The sequence below is a fragment of the Tolumonas osonensis genome (assembly GCF_014202415.1).
Lineage (GTDB): Bacteria > Pseudomonadota > Gammaproteobacteria > Enterobacterales > Aeromonadaceae > Tolumonas > Tolumonas osonensis.
In genome coordinates, this window is the sequence record NZ_JACHGR010000007.1 from 171,049 (window position 1) to 185,604 (window position 14,556).

The 14,556-nt window shown below is 46.9% G+C and carries 15 protein-coding genes and 2 tRNA genes; 9 read left to right on the forward strand and 8 right to left on the reverse strand.

The window, feature by feature from the left end:
* Positions 1-4 precede the first annotated feature (4 nt).
* The gene (lpcA, locus tag HNR75_RS11165) at positions 5-583 is read right to left on the reverse strand and encodes a D-sedoheptulose 7-phosphate isomerase (protein WP_188027050.1); all 579 of its coding nucleotides are present in this window, start codon (positions 581-583) and stop codon (positions 5-7) included.
* A gap of 42 nt (positions 584-625) precedes the next feature.
* Complete coding sequence (gene dnaQ / locus HNR75_RS11170) at positions 626-1,375, reverse strand: DNA polymerase III subunit epsilon (protein ID WP_188027051.1); 750 nt, start codon at positions 1,373-1,375, stop codon at positions 626-628.
* A 50-nt stretch (positions 1,376-1,425) separates the two neighbouring features.
* Between dnaQ and rnhA the strand changes: the two genes are divergently transcribed.
* Positions 1,426-1,890, forward strand: a complete 465-nt coding sequence (gene rnhA / locus HNR75_RS11175) for a ribonuclease HI (protein ID WP_188027052.1) — start codon at positions 1,426-1,428, stop codon at positions 1,888-1,890.
* Here the strand turns inward: rnhA and HNR75_RS11180 are convergent.
* A complete protein-coding gene (locus tag HNR75_RS11180; RefSeq protein WP_188027053.1) occupies positions 1,887-2,642 on the reverse strand; it encodes a methyltransferase domain-containing protein in 756 nt (251 codons plus the stop codon). The genes rnhA and HNR75_RS11180 overlap by 4 nt on opposite strands.
* An 86-nt stretch (positions 2,643-2,728) precedes the next feature.
* On the opposite strand from HNR75_RS11180, the gene gloB reads away from it, so the two are divergent.
* The 3 genes from gloB (at position 2,729) to HNR75_RS11195 (ending at position 5,943) form a co-directional block, all read left to right on the forward strand.
* Positions 2,729-3,499: a hydroxyacylglutathione hydrolase gene (gloB, locus tag HNR75_RS11185; protein ID WP_188027054.1), complete on the forward strand. Its 771-nt coding sequence runs from the start codon at positions 2,729-2,731 to the stop codon at positions 3,497-3,499.
* Positions 3,500-3,582: 83 nt separating this feature from the next.
* Positions 3,583-5,010, forward strand: a complete 1,428-nt coding sequence (locus HNR75_RS11190) for a LysM peptidoglycan-binding domain-containing protein (protein WP_188027055.1) — start codon at positions 3,583-3,585, stop codon at positions 5,008-5,010.
* Positions 5,011-5,115: 105 nt separating this feature from the next.
* Positions 5,116-5,943: an SDR family oxidoreductase gene (locus HNR75_RS11195; protein ID WP_188027056.1), complete on the forward strand. Its 828-nt coding sequence runs from the start codon at positions 5,116-5,118 to the stop codon at positions 5,941-5,943.
* 42 nt (positions 5,944-5,985) lie between these two features.
* Here HNR75_RS11195 and HNR75_RS11200 read toward each other — a convergent pair whose 3' ends face one another.
* On the reverse strand, positions 5,986-6,318 hold the full coding sequence (locus HNR75_RS11200; protein ID WP_188027057.1) for a DUF1904 family protein: 333 nt from the start codon (positions 6,316-6,318) through the stop codon (positions 5,986-5,988).
* An 11-nt stretch (positions 6,319-6,329) separates the two neighbouring features.
* On the opposite strand from HNR75_RS11200, the gene HNR75_RS11205 reads away from it, so the two are divergent.
* The 5 genes from HNR75_RS11205 (at position 6,330) to xthA (ending at position 10,239) form a co-directional block, all read left to right on the forward strand.
* A complete protein-coding gene (locus HNR75_RS11205) occupies positions 6,330-7,247 on the forward strand; it encodes a TraB/GumN family protein (protein WP_188027058.1) in 918 nt (305 codons plus the stop codon).
* A 126-nt stretch (positions 7,248-7,373) separates the two neighbouring features.
* Positions 7,374-8,861 carry a carboxypeptidase M32 gene (locus HNR75_RS11210; RefSeq protein ID WP_188027059.1) on the forward strand — a complete coding sequence of 496 codons (1,488 nt, stop codon included), beginning with the start codon at positions 7,374-7,376 and terminating at the stop codon, positions 8,859-8,861.
* Between the two features lie 206 nt (positions 8,862-9,067).
* Positions 9,068-9,152, forward strand: a tRNA-Tyr gene (locus tag HNR75_RS11215).
* A gap of 28 nt (positions 9,153-9,180) precedes the next feature.
* Positions 9,181-9,265: transfer RNA gene (locus tag HNR75_RS11220), tRNA-Tyr, on the forward strand.
* Positions 9,266-9,432: 167 nt separating this feature from the next.
* Positions 9,433-10,239 (forward strand): exodeoxyribonuclease III, encoded by an 807-nt coding sequence (gene xthA / locus HNR75_RS11225; protein WP_188027060.1) that lies wholly within the window; start codon positions 9,433-9,435, stop codon positions 10,237-10,239.
* Here the strand turns inward: xthA and HNR75_RS11230 are convergent.
* The 4 genes from HNR75_RS11230 to HNR75_RS11245 form a co-directional block, all read right to left on the reverse strand.
* On the reverse strand, positions 10,232-12,187 hold the full coding sequence (locus HNR75_RS11230) for a DUF3857 domain-containing transglutaminase family protein (protein ID WP_188027061.1): 1,956 nt from the start codon (positions 12,185-12,187) through the stop codon (positions 10,232-10,234). The two genes, xthA and HNR75_RS11230, sit on opposite strands and share 8 nt — an antisense overlap.
* Before the next feature lie 70 nt (positions 12,188-12,257).
* Positions 12,258-12,953 (reverse strand): ABC transporter permease, encoded by a 696-nt coding sequence (locus tag HNR75_RS11235; protein WP_188027062.1) that lies wholly within the window; start codon positions 12,951-12,953, stop codon positions 12,258-12,260.
* 5 nt (positions 12,954-12,958) lie between these two features.
* Positions 12,959-13,699, reverse strand: coding sequence for an ABC transporter permease (locus HNR75_RS11240; RefSeq protein WP_188027063.1), 741 nt, complete (start codon positions 13,697-13,699; stop codon positions 12,959-12,961).
* Between the two features lie 68 nt (positions 13,700-13,767).
* The gene (locus HNR75_RS11245; RefSeq protein WP_188027064.1) at positions 13,768-14,535 is read right to left on the reverse strand and encodes an ABC transporter substrate-binding protein; all 768 of its coding nucleotides are present in this window, start codon (positions 14,533-14,535) and stop codon (positions 13,768-13,770) included.
* Between the last annotated feature and the right edge of the window lie 21 nt (positions 14,536-14,556).

Below are 14,556 nucleotides of genomic sequence, written 5' to 3' on the forward strand. Positions count from 1 at the left end.
GCAATCAGTCAGCTAATTCTTTTTCGATCAGCATAATCAAAATATGAATAATCTTGATATGAATTTCCTGAATACGATCGGCATAACCAAAATAAGGAACCCGGATCTCTACATCAGCCAATCCGGCCATTTTGCCGCCATCTTTACCGGTTAACGCGACGACCTTGATGCCTTTTACTTTCGCTGATTCAATCGCGGTAATAATATTCTGCGAATTACCACTGGTTGAGATCCCCAGCATCACATCACCTGGACGGCCAACCGCCTCCAGATAACGGGAAAAAACATACTGATAACCGTAGTCATTAGATACACAGGACAAATGACTTGGATCAGAAATAGCAATCCCCGCATAACCCGGACGATCTTCCCGGTAACGACCCGTTAGCTCTTCCGCAAAATGCATGGCATCACAATGAGAACCACCATTGCCGCATGACATCACTTTACCGCCAGTACGCAAGGAGGCAGCAATCAGTTTCGCAGCCTGTTCTATAGCATTAATATTTTCAGCATCAGCAATAAAATCAGCCAATGCCTGCTGAGCTGTTACCAATTCCTGCTTGATCAATTCCTGATACATATATTCTATTTTTCCTTTCAGATAGTTATATGGAAAAACAATTTATTCCTGCGTTGGTCGCCAGAGACAACTACCACCTTTTTTGGAAACCAAATCCAGTCTTTTCTCATGTTCGGCCAATTCATCAACTGAAGCCCGGAGAATTCTGAGTTCACCATTACGTTGTAACATTTTAGGCTGATGTCCGGAAACAGATACGCCTGAACTATTATCATTAACGCCAGCATGTAACTCCAGCCGGGTTTGCCCACCGGTCATCAATAAATAGACATCAGCCAGAATTTCGGCGTCAAGTAACGCGCCGTGCAAGGTGCGATGAGAATTATCGATACCGAATCGGGAACAAAGCGCATCCAGGCTGTTCCGCTTACCAGGAAACTGACTTCGGGCTAATGCCAGCGAATCGGTAACCTGGCAGAGATCCCTGGTTCGCTCGGTCCAGCCCAGCTTTTCAAACTCATAGTCCATAAAGCCCACGTCGAACGACGCATTATGAATAACAAGTTCAGCACCTTTGATAAAATCCCGGAATTCCTGTGCGATTGCCGCAAAGGGCGGTTTATCCGCCAGAAAGGCATCGCTGATCCCATGAACACGGAATGCCTCTTCATCCACCAGACGATCAGGTTTGATATAAACATGATAGTGATTACCGGTTAATCGCCGGTTAATAACCTCTACACAGCCGATTTCGATAATACGGTGGCCTATATAATGAGGGCCACCGTTTTGATTCATACCAGTGGTTTCGGTATCCAGAACAATCTGGCGGTTGGTTTGCATTGGGTTCATAGCACTTTTATGTCACACTTTACTCAGATGCTCAGAATACCACGACACAGATGTTAAAACAGATAACTCTCTACACTGACGGTTCCTGTCTGGGAAATCCCGGACCGGGCGGTTATGCCGCAGTGCTGATTTACAAACAACACCGTAAAGAATTAGCTCAGGGTTATGAGTTAACCACCAATAACCGTATGGAGCTGATGGCTGCGATAGCCGGCCTGCAATCATTAACCGAACCATGTCAGGTCCAACTGACCACGGATAGTCAGTACGTGCGTCAGGGGATTACGCAGTGGATCCACGGCTGGAAAAAGAAGGGTTGGAAAACAGCAAATCGGGAACCGGTAAAAAATGTGGACCTCTGGTTATTACTGGATGCCGAAATACAACGTCATGATGTTGAATGGCATTGGGTGAAAGGCCACTCGGGACATCCGGAGAATGAACGCTGTGATGAGCTTGCCCGGAATGCTGCGATGGCAGATGATCGTCGTCCTGATTCTGGTTATCAAACTTAATATTTCACATTCCCGCTGTTACTGCAGGCCGGATTTTTTAGTCTGGCCATGCCACCAACCATGACCGGGCGTCTTAGCCAGGCTGTTTCCTGAATACGGGTTAACGGAATCGTTCGCTTTCTTGCGGCCAGCATATAAGTTGACGCAAAACGGTGACCACTCCGTTTCCCGGTATTGTCCCGTAAACCATGGGTACGGTTGCGACGTTTCAGTGCAGAATAAGCAAAACCTTCAATGTGTACGATTTCAAAGCCGAGCAAATGCAACCAATCCAGCACACGCTCTGGCGAAAACATACGAGCCGACCAGGGTAACCGACGGCGCAGATTCGGTAATAACTTGCCAAGACCAACCACGCTATAAGGGTTAAATCCACTGATAATAATCCAGCCATCCGGAGTTAAAACCCGCTCCGCCTCTCTTAATATCTGGTGCGGATCATTGCTGAAATCCAGCAAATGAGCCAGCAAACAGGCATCAACACTGCCGGAACGGATTGGCAACTCATCAACATCAGCAATAATACCGAGAGAAACGCCAGATGAAGCAATTGCACACTGATGACGAATGGCGGACGCGGTACAGGAGAGCTGGCTGCTTAAAGTACCGAGCTTCAGAAGGTGGTAGCCAAACATAAAAGGACACCATTCATCCAGCTTGTGCTGAATTTCCATTGCCAGCCAATCGCCCATTGGCAATTCAGTCCAGGTTTCTGGTGCAATGATTTCCCGGTTTGTTTTTGCTGGTTTCACTTCATCCCCTCAATACGGGTAAATGTTGCCTTTCTTTCTTATTCATTCTATACACAACTTCTGTCATCAGACCCGGAGCACATCACATGTTGCAGGTACAAACAATTCCAAGTCGTCAAGATAACTATATTTGGCTGATAAAACAGGGAGATCAAGCCATTGTTGTGGATCCTGGTGAATCGGCCCCCGTTATTGAACGGCTCCGTCAGCAATCATTAAATCTCCGGGCTATTTTTCTTACGCATCATCATCATGATCATGTTGACGGTGTCGCCGCATTGTCAGAGTTATACCCACAATGTGAGGTTTATGGACCCAAGATAACATTATCCGCCGTACCTCAGTTAAAACCCATGAATGATCAGGATCTGATCAGTTTCCCGGATCTTGGACTAACATTCACTGTCTGGCATACCCCGGGGCATACTGCTGAACATATTGTGTTCCATAGTCATGGTGCCCTGTTTTGTGGCGATACACTCTTTTCCGGAGGCTGCGGTCGTTTGTTTACCGGAACAGCAGAACAGCTGTATAACTCTCTGCAACGGCTGACCACCTTACCTGAGGATACATTGGTTTATCCTGCTCATGAATATACTTACAATAATTTAAGCTACTGCCTGCTTGTTGAACCAGATAATATGTTCACAATAAAGCGAATTAAAGAAGTGAGTAAATTGCGGCAACAAGGTTGTCCAACGCTGCCCTCCACGATAGAAATTGAAAAACAGAGTAATGTGTTTTTACGGACGAAAATGCCCTCAGTAGCAGTTTTCGCTCAGAATTCAAGCAATCTCTATCTCGAAAATGAGATCCAGATCTTTGCTATTTTACGTGAAAAAAAGAATAATCTTTAACCTGTAAATGAGCATAATTTATGCAAGGCTTGATCTGAACCCCAATCACACTTACCATCTGTCAAAATTTTAAGGATGACTGGATGAACATGAAGCTACATTTGGCCCTTCTGGGCGCGTTGTTGCTGACCGGTTGCCAGGCGTTACAAACCGACTCAGATAAAAATAATTTGGGTTCTACCGTTAACGTAATGTCGAATTACAGGTCGCATGCGACTTCGGCACTGGATCGATCGGAACGCTCACACCCGTATATGTGGGATCGCATTGCTGACGAGATGCAACTGCCCATGCCAAACGATCCAGACGTCATCGCATTCCGAGACTGGTACATCAAACATCCTAAATACCTGCGCACAGTTACCGAACGTGCCGCCCCTTTCCTCCATCTGATCACCGAGGAAATAGATAAACGTCAGATGCCAATGGAGCTGGTGTTATTGCCCATTGTTGAAAGTGCATATAACCCTAATGCCCGCTCCCATGGCAACGCTGTTGGCTTATGGCAATTTCTTAGTGCGTCAGGCCGACGTTACGGTCTGAAACAGGATTACTGGTATGACGGTCGTCGTGACGTTGTCGCATCAACTCAGGCTGCATTAGATTACCTTGCTCAGCTTAATGCCTACTTTGAAGGCGACTGGCTGAATGCAGTGGCTGCTTATAATGCAGGAGAAGGTCGTATTCAGAATGCGATCGAGGCTAACCGATCCCGCGGTAAAGCGACTGATTTCTTTTCTCTGAATTTGCCACGTCAGACCATGGAATATGTACCTCGGCTGATGGCACTGGCTGACGTCATTAAAAATGCCAAAAAATATGGGATCGACCTGCCTAAAATACCTAACCGCCCATCAGTGCGTTTAATTGATACCAATGGTCAGATCGATCTCCGGACTGCGGCAGAACAAGCCAATATGTCCTTGCCAGCATTAAAACGACTGAACCCTGGCTTCAATCGTAACGCCACGTCACCGCAAGGTCCGAATCATCTTCTGGTGCCGATTAACGTAGCTGATGAACTGGAGTTAGCGTTGGCAGACATGTCACCGCAAAAACGGATGCGCAGTGACAGTGAACGCGTTGCAGTAGCCAGCAATAATGAAAATGATTCTGCCGCTGGTGGCCGTACCACAAAAACAACGTCAGTTATTGCCGTTCATCATAAAGTAAAACGTGGTGATACGTTATGGACTATTGCCAGCTCTTACGGTGTATCCGAGAAACAGCTGATGCAATGGAACAAGTTGAGCAAGAAGAAACTGAAGGCAGGTCAGGTGCTGTTAGTTAATGCGCCAACGAAAAAGGCGTCAGGCAAAGCATCTAAACTGTCTGTTGCAAAAGCAGCAAAATCCAAGCGTTATGAAGTTCGCCGTGGAGATTCGCTTTCTTCCATCGCAGAGAAATTCCAAATCAAAGTAAACGATCTGGTGCGCTGGAATGGACTGGATCATAACCGCCTTAAACCAGGTCAGACACTGACCGTCAGACTTGATGACAATGGCGTGTGATTACAGTATGTTCAAGAAAAATCGGGAGCCAGTGCTCCCGATTTTGTTTTCTGCACGTCTTCATTCTAAGATAAAACCTGCTTGCTGTTATCCGGGAAAAATACCATGTCCGATTTTATTCTCATTACAGGCTGCTCAACCGGTATCGGTTTACATTTAGCGCAACGGTTACAGCAGGAAGGGTTTAATGTATTGGCAACAGCCAGAAACGATGCTGATGTTAAACGTCTGAGCGAATCCGGTCTGAATGCGCATCTGTTAGATTTGGATAATGAAAAGAGTATTGAGCAGGCTGCCGGATGGGCTTTAACTCAGTCTTCTGGTCAACTATACGGACTCATAAATAATGGTGCTTATGGCCAGCCTGGTGCCATCGAGGATTTACCGACCCAGGCGCTACGGGCACAATTCAGTACCAATTTATTTGGCTGGCATCATCTTATCCGTCAGATCCTGCCTGTCATGCTCAAAAATAACCGGGGACGAATCATTCAGGTCAGCTCGCTGCTGGGTCTGGTAGCGATGAAATATCGTGGCGCCTATAACGCCAGCAAGTTTGCCCTGGAAGGTTATACCGATACACTTCGCCTTGAATTACGCGATACGGCGGTCCAAGTCAGCCTGATTGAGCCCGGCCCGGTACGCAGTCAATTCCGCAGTAACGCGCTTAAAAAGTTTCTACAGAATATTGATGTCAACGGAAGCCGGCACCAGGTAATTTATCAGCTAACATTACAACGTTTACAACGGCCTGAGCCCAAAAATCCGTTTACACTGGAACCGGAGTCCTGCGTGGCACCGGCACTGCATGCGCTACGAAGTAACCGGGCCAGAGTCCGCTATGGTGTCACCTTTCCCACTCACCTGTTTGCTGTATTAAGACGACTGCTTCCGGCCCGCTGGCTGGACAATATCCTTTGCCGCTCTGCCTGACGAAAAAAATGCCGCTTTGTAATAGCGGCATTTATCTGCTGGTTAATAATGTTCACCGTTATCGTAATAACCACTCCGGTTCAGTGGCTGAACGACAACTGCTATTTCAGCATCATTTCCGACAACCGGCCGGACAATTGATGTAATCAGTTTCGCTGCAGCATCCTGCATTTCCTGTCCCCGATCGAACCAGAAAAGCTCAATAAATGGATATGCCTGTCCACCAAAGCGTGTCGCAATAAACTCAGTCGGAATATACTCAACAGTAAAATGAGCGGCAGGCGCTTTGGTTAAATCAGCCAGTTGTTCAACCAGCGTTTCACTGATTGCAACAACTGTTTCACGTTGCATTCCCCGGCATCGAATATGAGGCATTACATATCTCCATGAAAAAAAGACTACGGCACTATGGTAATTCGCTGATTTCAGGAATGAAAGAGGCTAGCTGGCTGGGGCTGTTACTGCTAAGCCTGTCACCGGGTCATATACTGGCTGCTTCCGCACCCGATTTCTGGCTGGCAGAACGCGGATCGCAAAAATTATGGCTACTGGGTTCCATTCATGTTGGTAGTGAAGAGATGTATCCACTATCGCCGGTCATCATGCAAAGCTGGGCCAGCGCTGAAAATTTAATCGTGGAAACCGATCTGAGCAACTCGCCTGAAAATAATCAGACATTGCTCAACTATGCAATGTTACCCCCAGATACCGCATTAATCCGGCAACTCAGTGAACCGCTTTACCGGAAAACCATGGATGTTGCTTCGCAATATCAGCTGAAAGAACCCTTACTGGCTCATTTCCGTCCCTGGTTTATCGCCATCACCTTGCAGCAGCAGGCCATTCAGCTCGCTGGTTATCAACCCGCATTCGGAATTGATCAATATTTCATCAGTCAGGCCAAAAACCGTCAGGTACCCGTTACCTGGCTGGAAACACCGGAGCAACAGCTAACCTATCTGGCAAATCTGGGAGATATTGAGGATGATTTTCTGGATGCTACGCTACAGCAAATCAGTAAAGTCCATGAAGATCTCCCGGAATTGATTAAAGCCTGGGAAAAAGGTGATCGGGAAAAAATACAGGCATTACTCGATGATGACGCCACCAGTCCTGAATTACAGCACTATCTCAAACAATATTTGATCAAGGAAAGGAACCAGCGCTGGATACCGAAAATTATGGCTCAGTCTCCGGCCAATCATTTTATCGTCGTTGGTGCCATGCACCTTTATGGTAATGACGGGCTGTTAAAACTGCTGGAATCAAACGGATATAAACTTACCAATGTCAACACGAAATGAACTGCTAACTGCCTGTCAGTATCTCAATCGGGTCAAGAGTTAATTACTGGTCTGATAAAGACCCGGACGCTATTATGACTGCAACAACGTAATTAATTGCTGCAGAAAGAGAACAGGAAAAACAACATGTCTTATCAGTTATTAGAACAACGTTTTCAGCAATTACATCATCTGCAACACCTGCAGGCTATTTGTGGCTGGGATCAGGCAACCATGATGCCCGACGGCGGAAATCAGGCCCGGGGCGCGGCTTTAGCTGAACTGGCATTATTACAACATCAGAAACTTACTGCACTGGAAGTCGCAGACTGGCTGAACACAGCCGAAAATGAAGAATTATCAGACCACCAGAAAGCCAACCTGCATGAAATGCGTCGCCGCTGGCAAAATGCAGCTCTGCTACCGGATGATCTGGTACAGGCCAGAGCACTAGCGGGTTCCCGATGTGAACATGCCTGGCGGGAACAACGAAAAAACAATGATTGGAAAGGGTTCGAGCCAAATCTGAAGATTGTTGTGGACCTTACCCGTGAAGCGGCTCAAATCCGGGCAGAAGCATTAGAACTCTCGCCTTATGACAGTCTGATCGATCTCTATGAGCCCGGCATGACTAGTCATCAGTTACTCCGTATATTTAATGAGCTTAAAACCTGGCTGCCACAAATCATCCGTCAGGCTGGCGAACGTCAATCTCAGTTTAACCCGATCAGACCCGAGGGTCCGTTCTCTGTTGCCAGACAGAAGTCTCTGGGCTTACATGCCATGAAAATGCTGGATTTTGATTTTAACCATGGCCGTCTGGATATCAGCACTCACCCATTCTGCGGTGGCGTACCAGAAGATGTGCGCATTACCACCCGCTATAACGAGCAGGACTTCATGTCCAGCCTGATGGGCGTTATCCATGAGACCGGACACGCCCGTTATGAACAGGGATTACCGGCTGAATGGCAGGGACAACCTGCAGGCGAAGCCCGTTCTATGGGTATCCATGAAAGTCAGAGCCTGTTTTTCGAAATGCAGCTGGCTCGTCATCCTGCGTTTATCCAGCGTATTGCGCCACTGATTAAACAGCATTTCGGCGATCAGCCTGCGCTGGAAGCAGAAAACCTCATTCAGCTGTACAGCCGTGTTGAACCGGGCTTTATCCGCGTGGACGCCGATGAACTGACCTATCCAGCTCATATTATTTTACGTTTTGAAATTGAACAGGCACTGATAGAAGGGAAAATTCAGGTTCATGATCTGCCTGAAGTCTGGAATACCAAAATGCAGCAATATCTAGGGCTTAGCACCAAAGGTAATGATGCTATTGGCTGTATGCAGGATATTCACTGGACCGACGGCTCTTTCGGCTACTTTCCAAGTTATACATTAGGTGCTCTCTATGCTGCACAGTTCGCAGGTGCCATTGAGCGGGATGTGGGCAATATTGGTGATTTGATTACAGCTCAGGATGGTTTGCCACTCATCTTCAACTGGTTAAGAACTCATGTATGGGAAAAAGCCAGCCTGCTCAGTACCGATGAACTGGTGCGTCAGGCCACGGGTGAAACATTGAATACACAATGGTTCCGGCATTATCTCGAACAACGTTACGTATCTGCGTCATAACAACTCCTGTTCTGGCCACAGAAAGTTGTTCTGTGGCCATTTCTTCATATTTAAAATCGCACCGCCTCTGCCCAGAAAACACTCACCAACCTGATTTTTAGACACAAAAAGCCTGAAAAATAAGCACTTGAACTGATATGAGCTGTTTTTATCAGATTCGGGGTTCACAAACCCAAAGATTCTGGTAGTATTCGCTCCGCACTCGAGGAGGGGTTCCCGAGCGGCCAAAGGGATCAGACTGTAAATCTGACGGCTCTGCCTTCGAAGGTTCGAATCCTTCCCCCTCCACCATTCAGTGCATCAAAAACGTAAAGCTCGTGGAGGGGTTCCCGAGCGGCCAAAGGGATCAGACTGTAAATCTGACGGCTCTGCCTTCGAAGGTTCGAATCCTTCCCCCTCCACCATCTCCTTCTTAAATCCTCTTATTTTCAGCCGCCTCACACACCGAATAGAATTTATTTTATTATTCATTCATCGGTTCCTGGACTGTTTCCAGACAATCAGCATAATTTCAAAGATGATTACCAACATTTTGGCTGAACCCACAAAGCACTGAGATGAATCATATCAGATGAAAATTATATCTTTTAATATCAACGGACTTCGTGCCAGACCACATCAATTACAAGCTATTGTTGAACAGCATAATCCTGACATTATTGGTTTGCAGGAAACCAAAGTGCATGATGATGCTTTTCCGGTAAACATCATTGAAGAGCTGGGATATCAGGTGCAGTACCATGGGCAAAAGGCACACTATGGTGTTGCATTATTGTCGCGTCAAACTCCGGATGTTGTAATTAAAGGATTCCCTGACGATGATGAAGAATCTCAGCGACGTTTGATTATCGGCCGTTTCCGGCAGGAAAACGGACGTCAGCTGACTGTTTTCAATGGTTACTTTCCTCAGGGAGAATCGCGCGATCACCCGGTTAAATTCCCGGCCAAACAAAAGTTTTACCGGGACCTGCTGAAATATTTGCAACAAAATCATACCCCGGATGAAGATATCGTGATCATGGGGGACATGAATATATCCTCAACAGATTTAGATATTGGCATTGGTGAGGCAAACCGGAAACGCTGGCTGCAAACCGGCAAATGCTCTTTCCTGCCGGAAGAGCGGGAGTGGCTGAATGAACTGCTCTCCTGGGGCTTGGTGGACACATGGCGTAGCCAGAATCCTGATTCCAACCAGCATTTCTCATGGTTTGATTACCGCAGCCGGGGATTTGATGATAACAGGGGACTAAGAATTGATTTGTTATTAGCTACCCCGGCCTTGCAGCAACGCTTGCAGCAGACCGGTATAGACTATCAGATAAGAAGCATGGATAAACCATCTGACCATGCTCCGATCTGGGCTGAGTTTATTTAGTTTTCTCTGTCTCTGTATTGGCTGTGGCTGAGCTGGCAGGCATAAGCGTAAAGTTAAATGCCAGCTCATCCCTTGCCTGCTCCACAGCTTCCCGGTAACGGGCCAGTTCACGCACAGGGACATGATCAAGCCTGTTCTGATAGCGGTAAGTTACCCGCAGTAAACGAGGATTTATCTGCCGAACCCAGACACTGAATTTAAAGACAGCGTTATCATATTGCTGACTGTAATCTGCGATATTCACATCATGAGGCAGATGAAAAATAAACTCTTGTCTGATCCTGACAGGGGCACTCAACGCCAGAGGCTGTTTTCTCGCACTATCAATCGTTTTCAGATACGAATCCATCAGATCTGCGTAGAGAGGCAATCCATTTTTCATTAGCTCATCAATTCCGGCAGATAATGAAAATTGCTGACGCACAATCAGTTCATTTTTGCGCAGACTATCCTGCATATCCGGCTGAGAGGTACCCTCCAGATCCGGATAGAGCTTTGAATAATATCCCAGCAACTGATGTGTAATTTGCTGAAGAGGAATGTCTTTCCAGGATGAGCGCTGACTTTCAGCTTCATGTCCGGAATAAATCGCCTCGACCATGAGACGACTTTGCGGTTTATCCAGCCATAGCTCCCGCCGTAATACGGCTTCTGCAATACGGTACTTATCATCCATAGCGACAAGCTCTTTACTATCCGTCGCAACAGGTAATGCATAATGCAGATAAGGCACACCGATGGAGTTAATATCCGTTCCCTGATTCAGGTTTGTCCCATCCAGCCAATATTGCTGATCATTCAGCCGAAGCGTAACGATCACATGATCAAAAGCATAAGGTGACGGTAGCTGGCTGGGCAATGTGGCCCCTTGTTCAAGACTCACCAGAGCAGCCTGTGGACTGAACCCCATTGCTTTCAGCAATGCCATGAGTAAAACGGTTTTATCCTTACAGTCCCCATACCGACGATAGAGGGTATCCGACGCTTTCCGCGGCAGATGGGAGCCTATACCATCTTCAATACCGAGATAACGGATCTGTTGTTGCACAAACTGTAATGCCGCCATTACATGGTCTTCCGGTTTCTGTGATGACGACATCAGCTGATCTGCGGCTTTTTGTATTACCGGCTCAATAACTGCGGCCTGTTCATACAGAGGATACGCCCACATGGCCACATCGGCCCATGAAGAAAACTCACTGAGCGACCAGTAATGATAAGGCGTAAACCAGGCTGGCACATCATCATCCACAGTAATAGCCCGAACAGGTGACTCCTGCCATAATAACTCCCGGTGCGTGGAAGTTTCCGTCATGGTGAGCTTGCCATTAGGATTTTCGGGGACGGAATAATAGAGGGTCCGGCCTGAATTAACTAAAACTCTGACAGAATTCAGGGCTACGGGCATATCCCAATCAAGTTGAATTTGTTTACTGAATTTATTACCCATCACCGGATTATTACCTGTGAGGGTGTAACTGTATTCCAGAATATCGCCAACCCGGATATCCGGTAAAATCAGATACGCTGTTTTGGTACCGGAGTAGAGATAATGTTCCAAATCCGGTTCGCGCTGAAAAATCCGCAGTTCCTGAGGTTCCAGACGATCCAGGGTTATACCCTTTCGTATCACCCGTACCTGATGAATCTGGAGAGTTTCAAAACCAGGATCAAATTCAAATGAGAGCTGAGAGGCTTGTTCAAGACCCTCAGTGCTGGTTATTTCCGTCACATAACGGAAATAGCGCGAGACTTGCGGCATCTCCAGATTTAACTGGCGGTCGATCAATAAATGTCGCAACCCGCCAACGGATGCCTGTACTGAGGACACAGGAGGCTTCACCTCCTGTACCCATTTCGGTGCTGGTAAAAACTTCACCTGTTCATCAGCAAAAACAACCAGACTACAGACCAGACAACAAAAACTGATGAACAATCGGATAAACAAGATGGAACCCTTAACAGATATGCACGCGCAGCTGTATGGTACCACGCTATAGATCCCCGGGAATATATGCTTAACCGATTCGTGGACGTAAATGTGCGTACCAGTGACGTTCCAGGCAACGGAAGCCCCAAACCAGCATCAGACTCAGCATCAGATAGAGTAAACCAGCCGTAATAAACGCTTCAAAAGGCGTGTAATACCGGGCATTAATAATACGGGCAGCGCCCGTTAAATCGACAACCGTAATAACACCGGCCACAGAAGAACCATGAAGCATCAGAATGACTTCATTACTATAGGCAGGCAATGCGCGACGCAGTGCACTAGGCAGAATAATATGACGCAACATCTGCCAGCCGGACATACCAAATGACGCCGCCGCTTCCAGCTCTCCTTTCGGTATCATCTGAATCGAGCCCCGTACAATTTCGGCGGTATAAGCGCCGGTATTCAGGGCAAAGGCCAGCAGAGAGCAGAACCAGGCCTCCTGAAACCATTTCCAGGCCCATGAGTGCTGTAACCACTGCCATTGACCCGCTCCGTAATAAATGATGAACAGCTGAACCAGTAACGGCGTTCCGCGGAAAAAATAGATATACGCCCAGGCCGGATAACGCAAGAAGGCATTGTTGCTGCTGCGAAAAATCCCCACCGGAATCGCAATACACAACCCGACGATTAATGAGACCACCACCAGCCAGCTGGTATTTATTAATCCCTCAAGGTAAGTCGGCCATTCATCAAGAATAATGGAAAAATCAAACATCCGGCTTACCTCGTTTTAATTGCATAACGGACTTCTGCCCAGCGCAGCAAAGCCGTGGAAATTGCCGTGAACGCCAGAAAAATTAACGCCACAGCCATATAGAAAGTAAATGGCAACTGTGTACTACCCGCTGCTAATCCCGCTTTTCGTACCATATCATCCAGCCCGATGACCGATACCAGTGCTGTCGTTTTTAATAAAACCAGCCAGTTATTTCCAAAGCCAGGTAAGGCATGACGCACCATCTGAGGGAACAGAACCCGATGGAAAACCTGCCACGGAGACATACCATATGCGTATGCAGCTTCCAGTTGTCCCCGCTCAATGGCCAGAATAGCGCCACGGAATGTTTCAGCCATATAAGCGCCGAAAATAAATCCGATAGCCAAAACACCCGCAATGAACGGGCTTATATCAATATAATCAGGAACATAAGAAACCCATTCATGCGCGGGATCACGCTCAGTGAACCAGTTATTCAGTCCTTCGTTGATTTGGGTACATAAGAAATTCAGGAAAATCTGACCACCAAAGAAAATCAGCATCATCAGAATCAAATCGGGAATACCCCGCACAATCGTGGTGTAAAAAGTCGCAACACTTTTTGCCACCCGATTTTTTGAAAGCTTGGCCAAAGCCCCCATCATTCCCAGAATGACAGCAACAAGCACTGACAGTAATGCTACTTCCAGCGTGATCCAGGCACCGTCAAGAATAGTGGCGCCGTAACCTTTCAAATCTAACATACCTTTATCCATCAAAACGGGCCCTTAAGCGGGCCCGTTGAATACCAGAGAGATTGCACGAACGGGAATTATTCGCCGTAGATGTCAAAATCAAAGTATTTGTCATTGATCTCTTTATATTTACCGTTAGCACGGATATCCAGAATGGCTTTGTTAAACATGGCCTTCAGGTCACCATCACCTTTACGCAAGGCAACACCGGCACCTTCACCAAACCATTTTTTATCTGTCAGACCAGGACCGACCAGGCTGAATTCACCATTAGATTTTTTCACCAGACCATCAATCAGTGATGCAGTATCAGCCAGCACATAATCTACACGGCCTGCTTTCAGATCCAGATAAGCTTCATCTGCAGTACCGTAACGTTTGATGGTGGCATCCGGGAAGTTATCCGATACATAGGTATCCATGGATGTAGCGCGTTGCACACCGATTTTCTTGTCTGTCATGAAGGCACTGGTCAGCTCAAGCGCTGTGCCTTTCTTGGCAGCAAAATGGGCTGGAACATGCTGATATTTATCAGAGAAATCAATGCGTTTTTTACGTTCTGCAGTGATATCCATCGTAGCAATAATCGCATCAAATTTGCGAGCCAGCAGGCCAGGAATCATGCCATCCCAATCCTGTTTGACGATGGTACATTTCACCTTCATCTGTTCACACAGCGCATTGGTAATATCAACGTCAAAACCCTGTAACTGTCCTTTTTCGTCAACACTGGAAAACGGAGGGTAAGCCCCCTCAATCGCGACACGAACTTCTTTCCACTGCTTTGCCTGAACACCAGTTACCATCAGGCTGGCCATGATTACCGTTAATAAAAATTTTTTCATTGATTGCTCCTTGCTGGAATG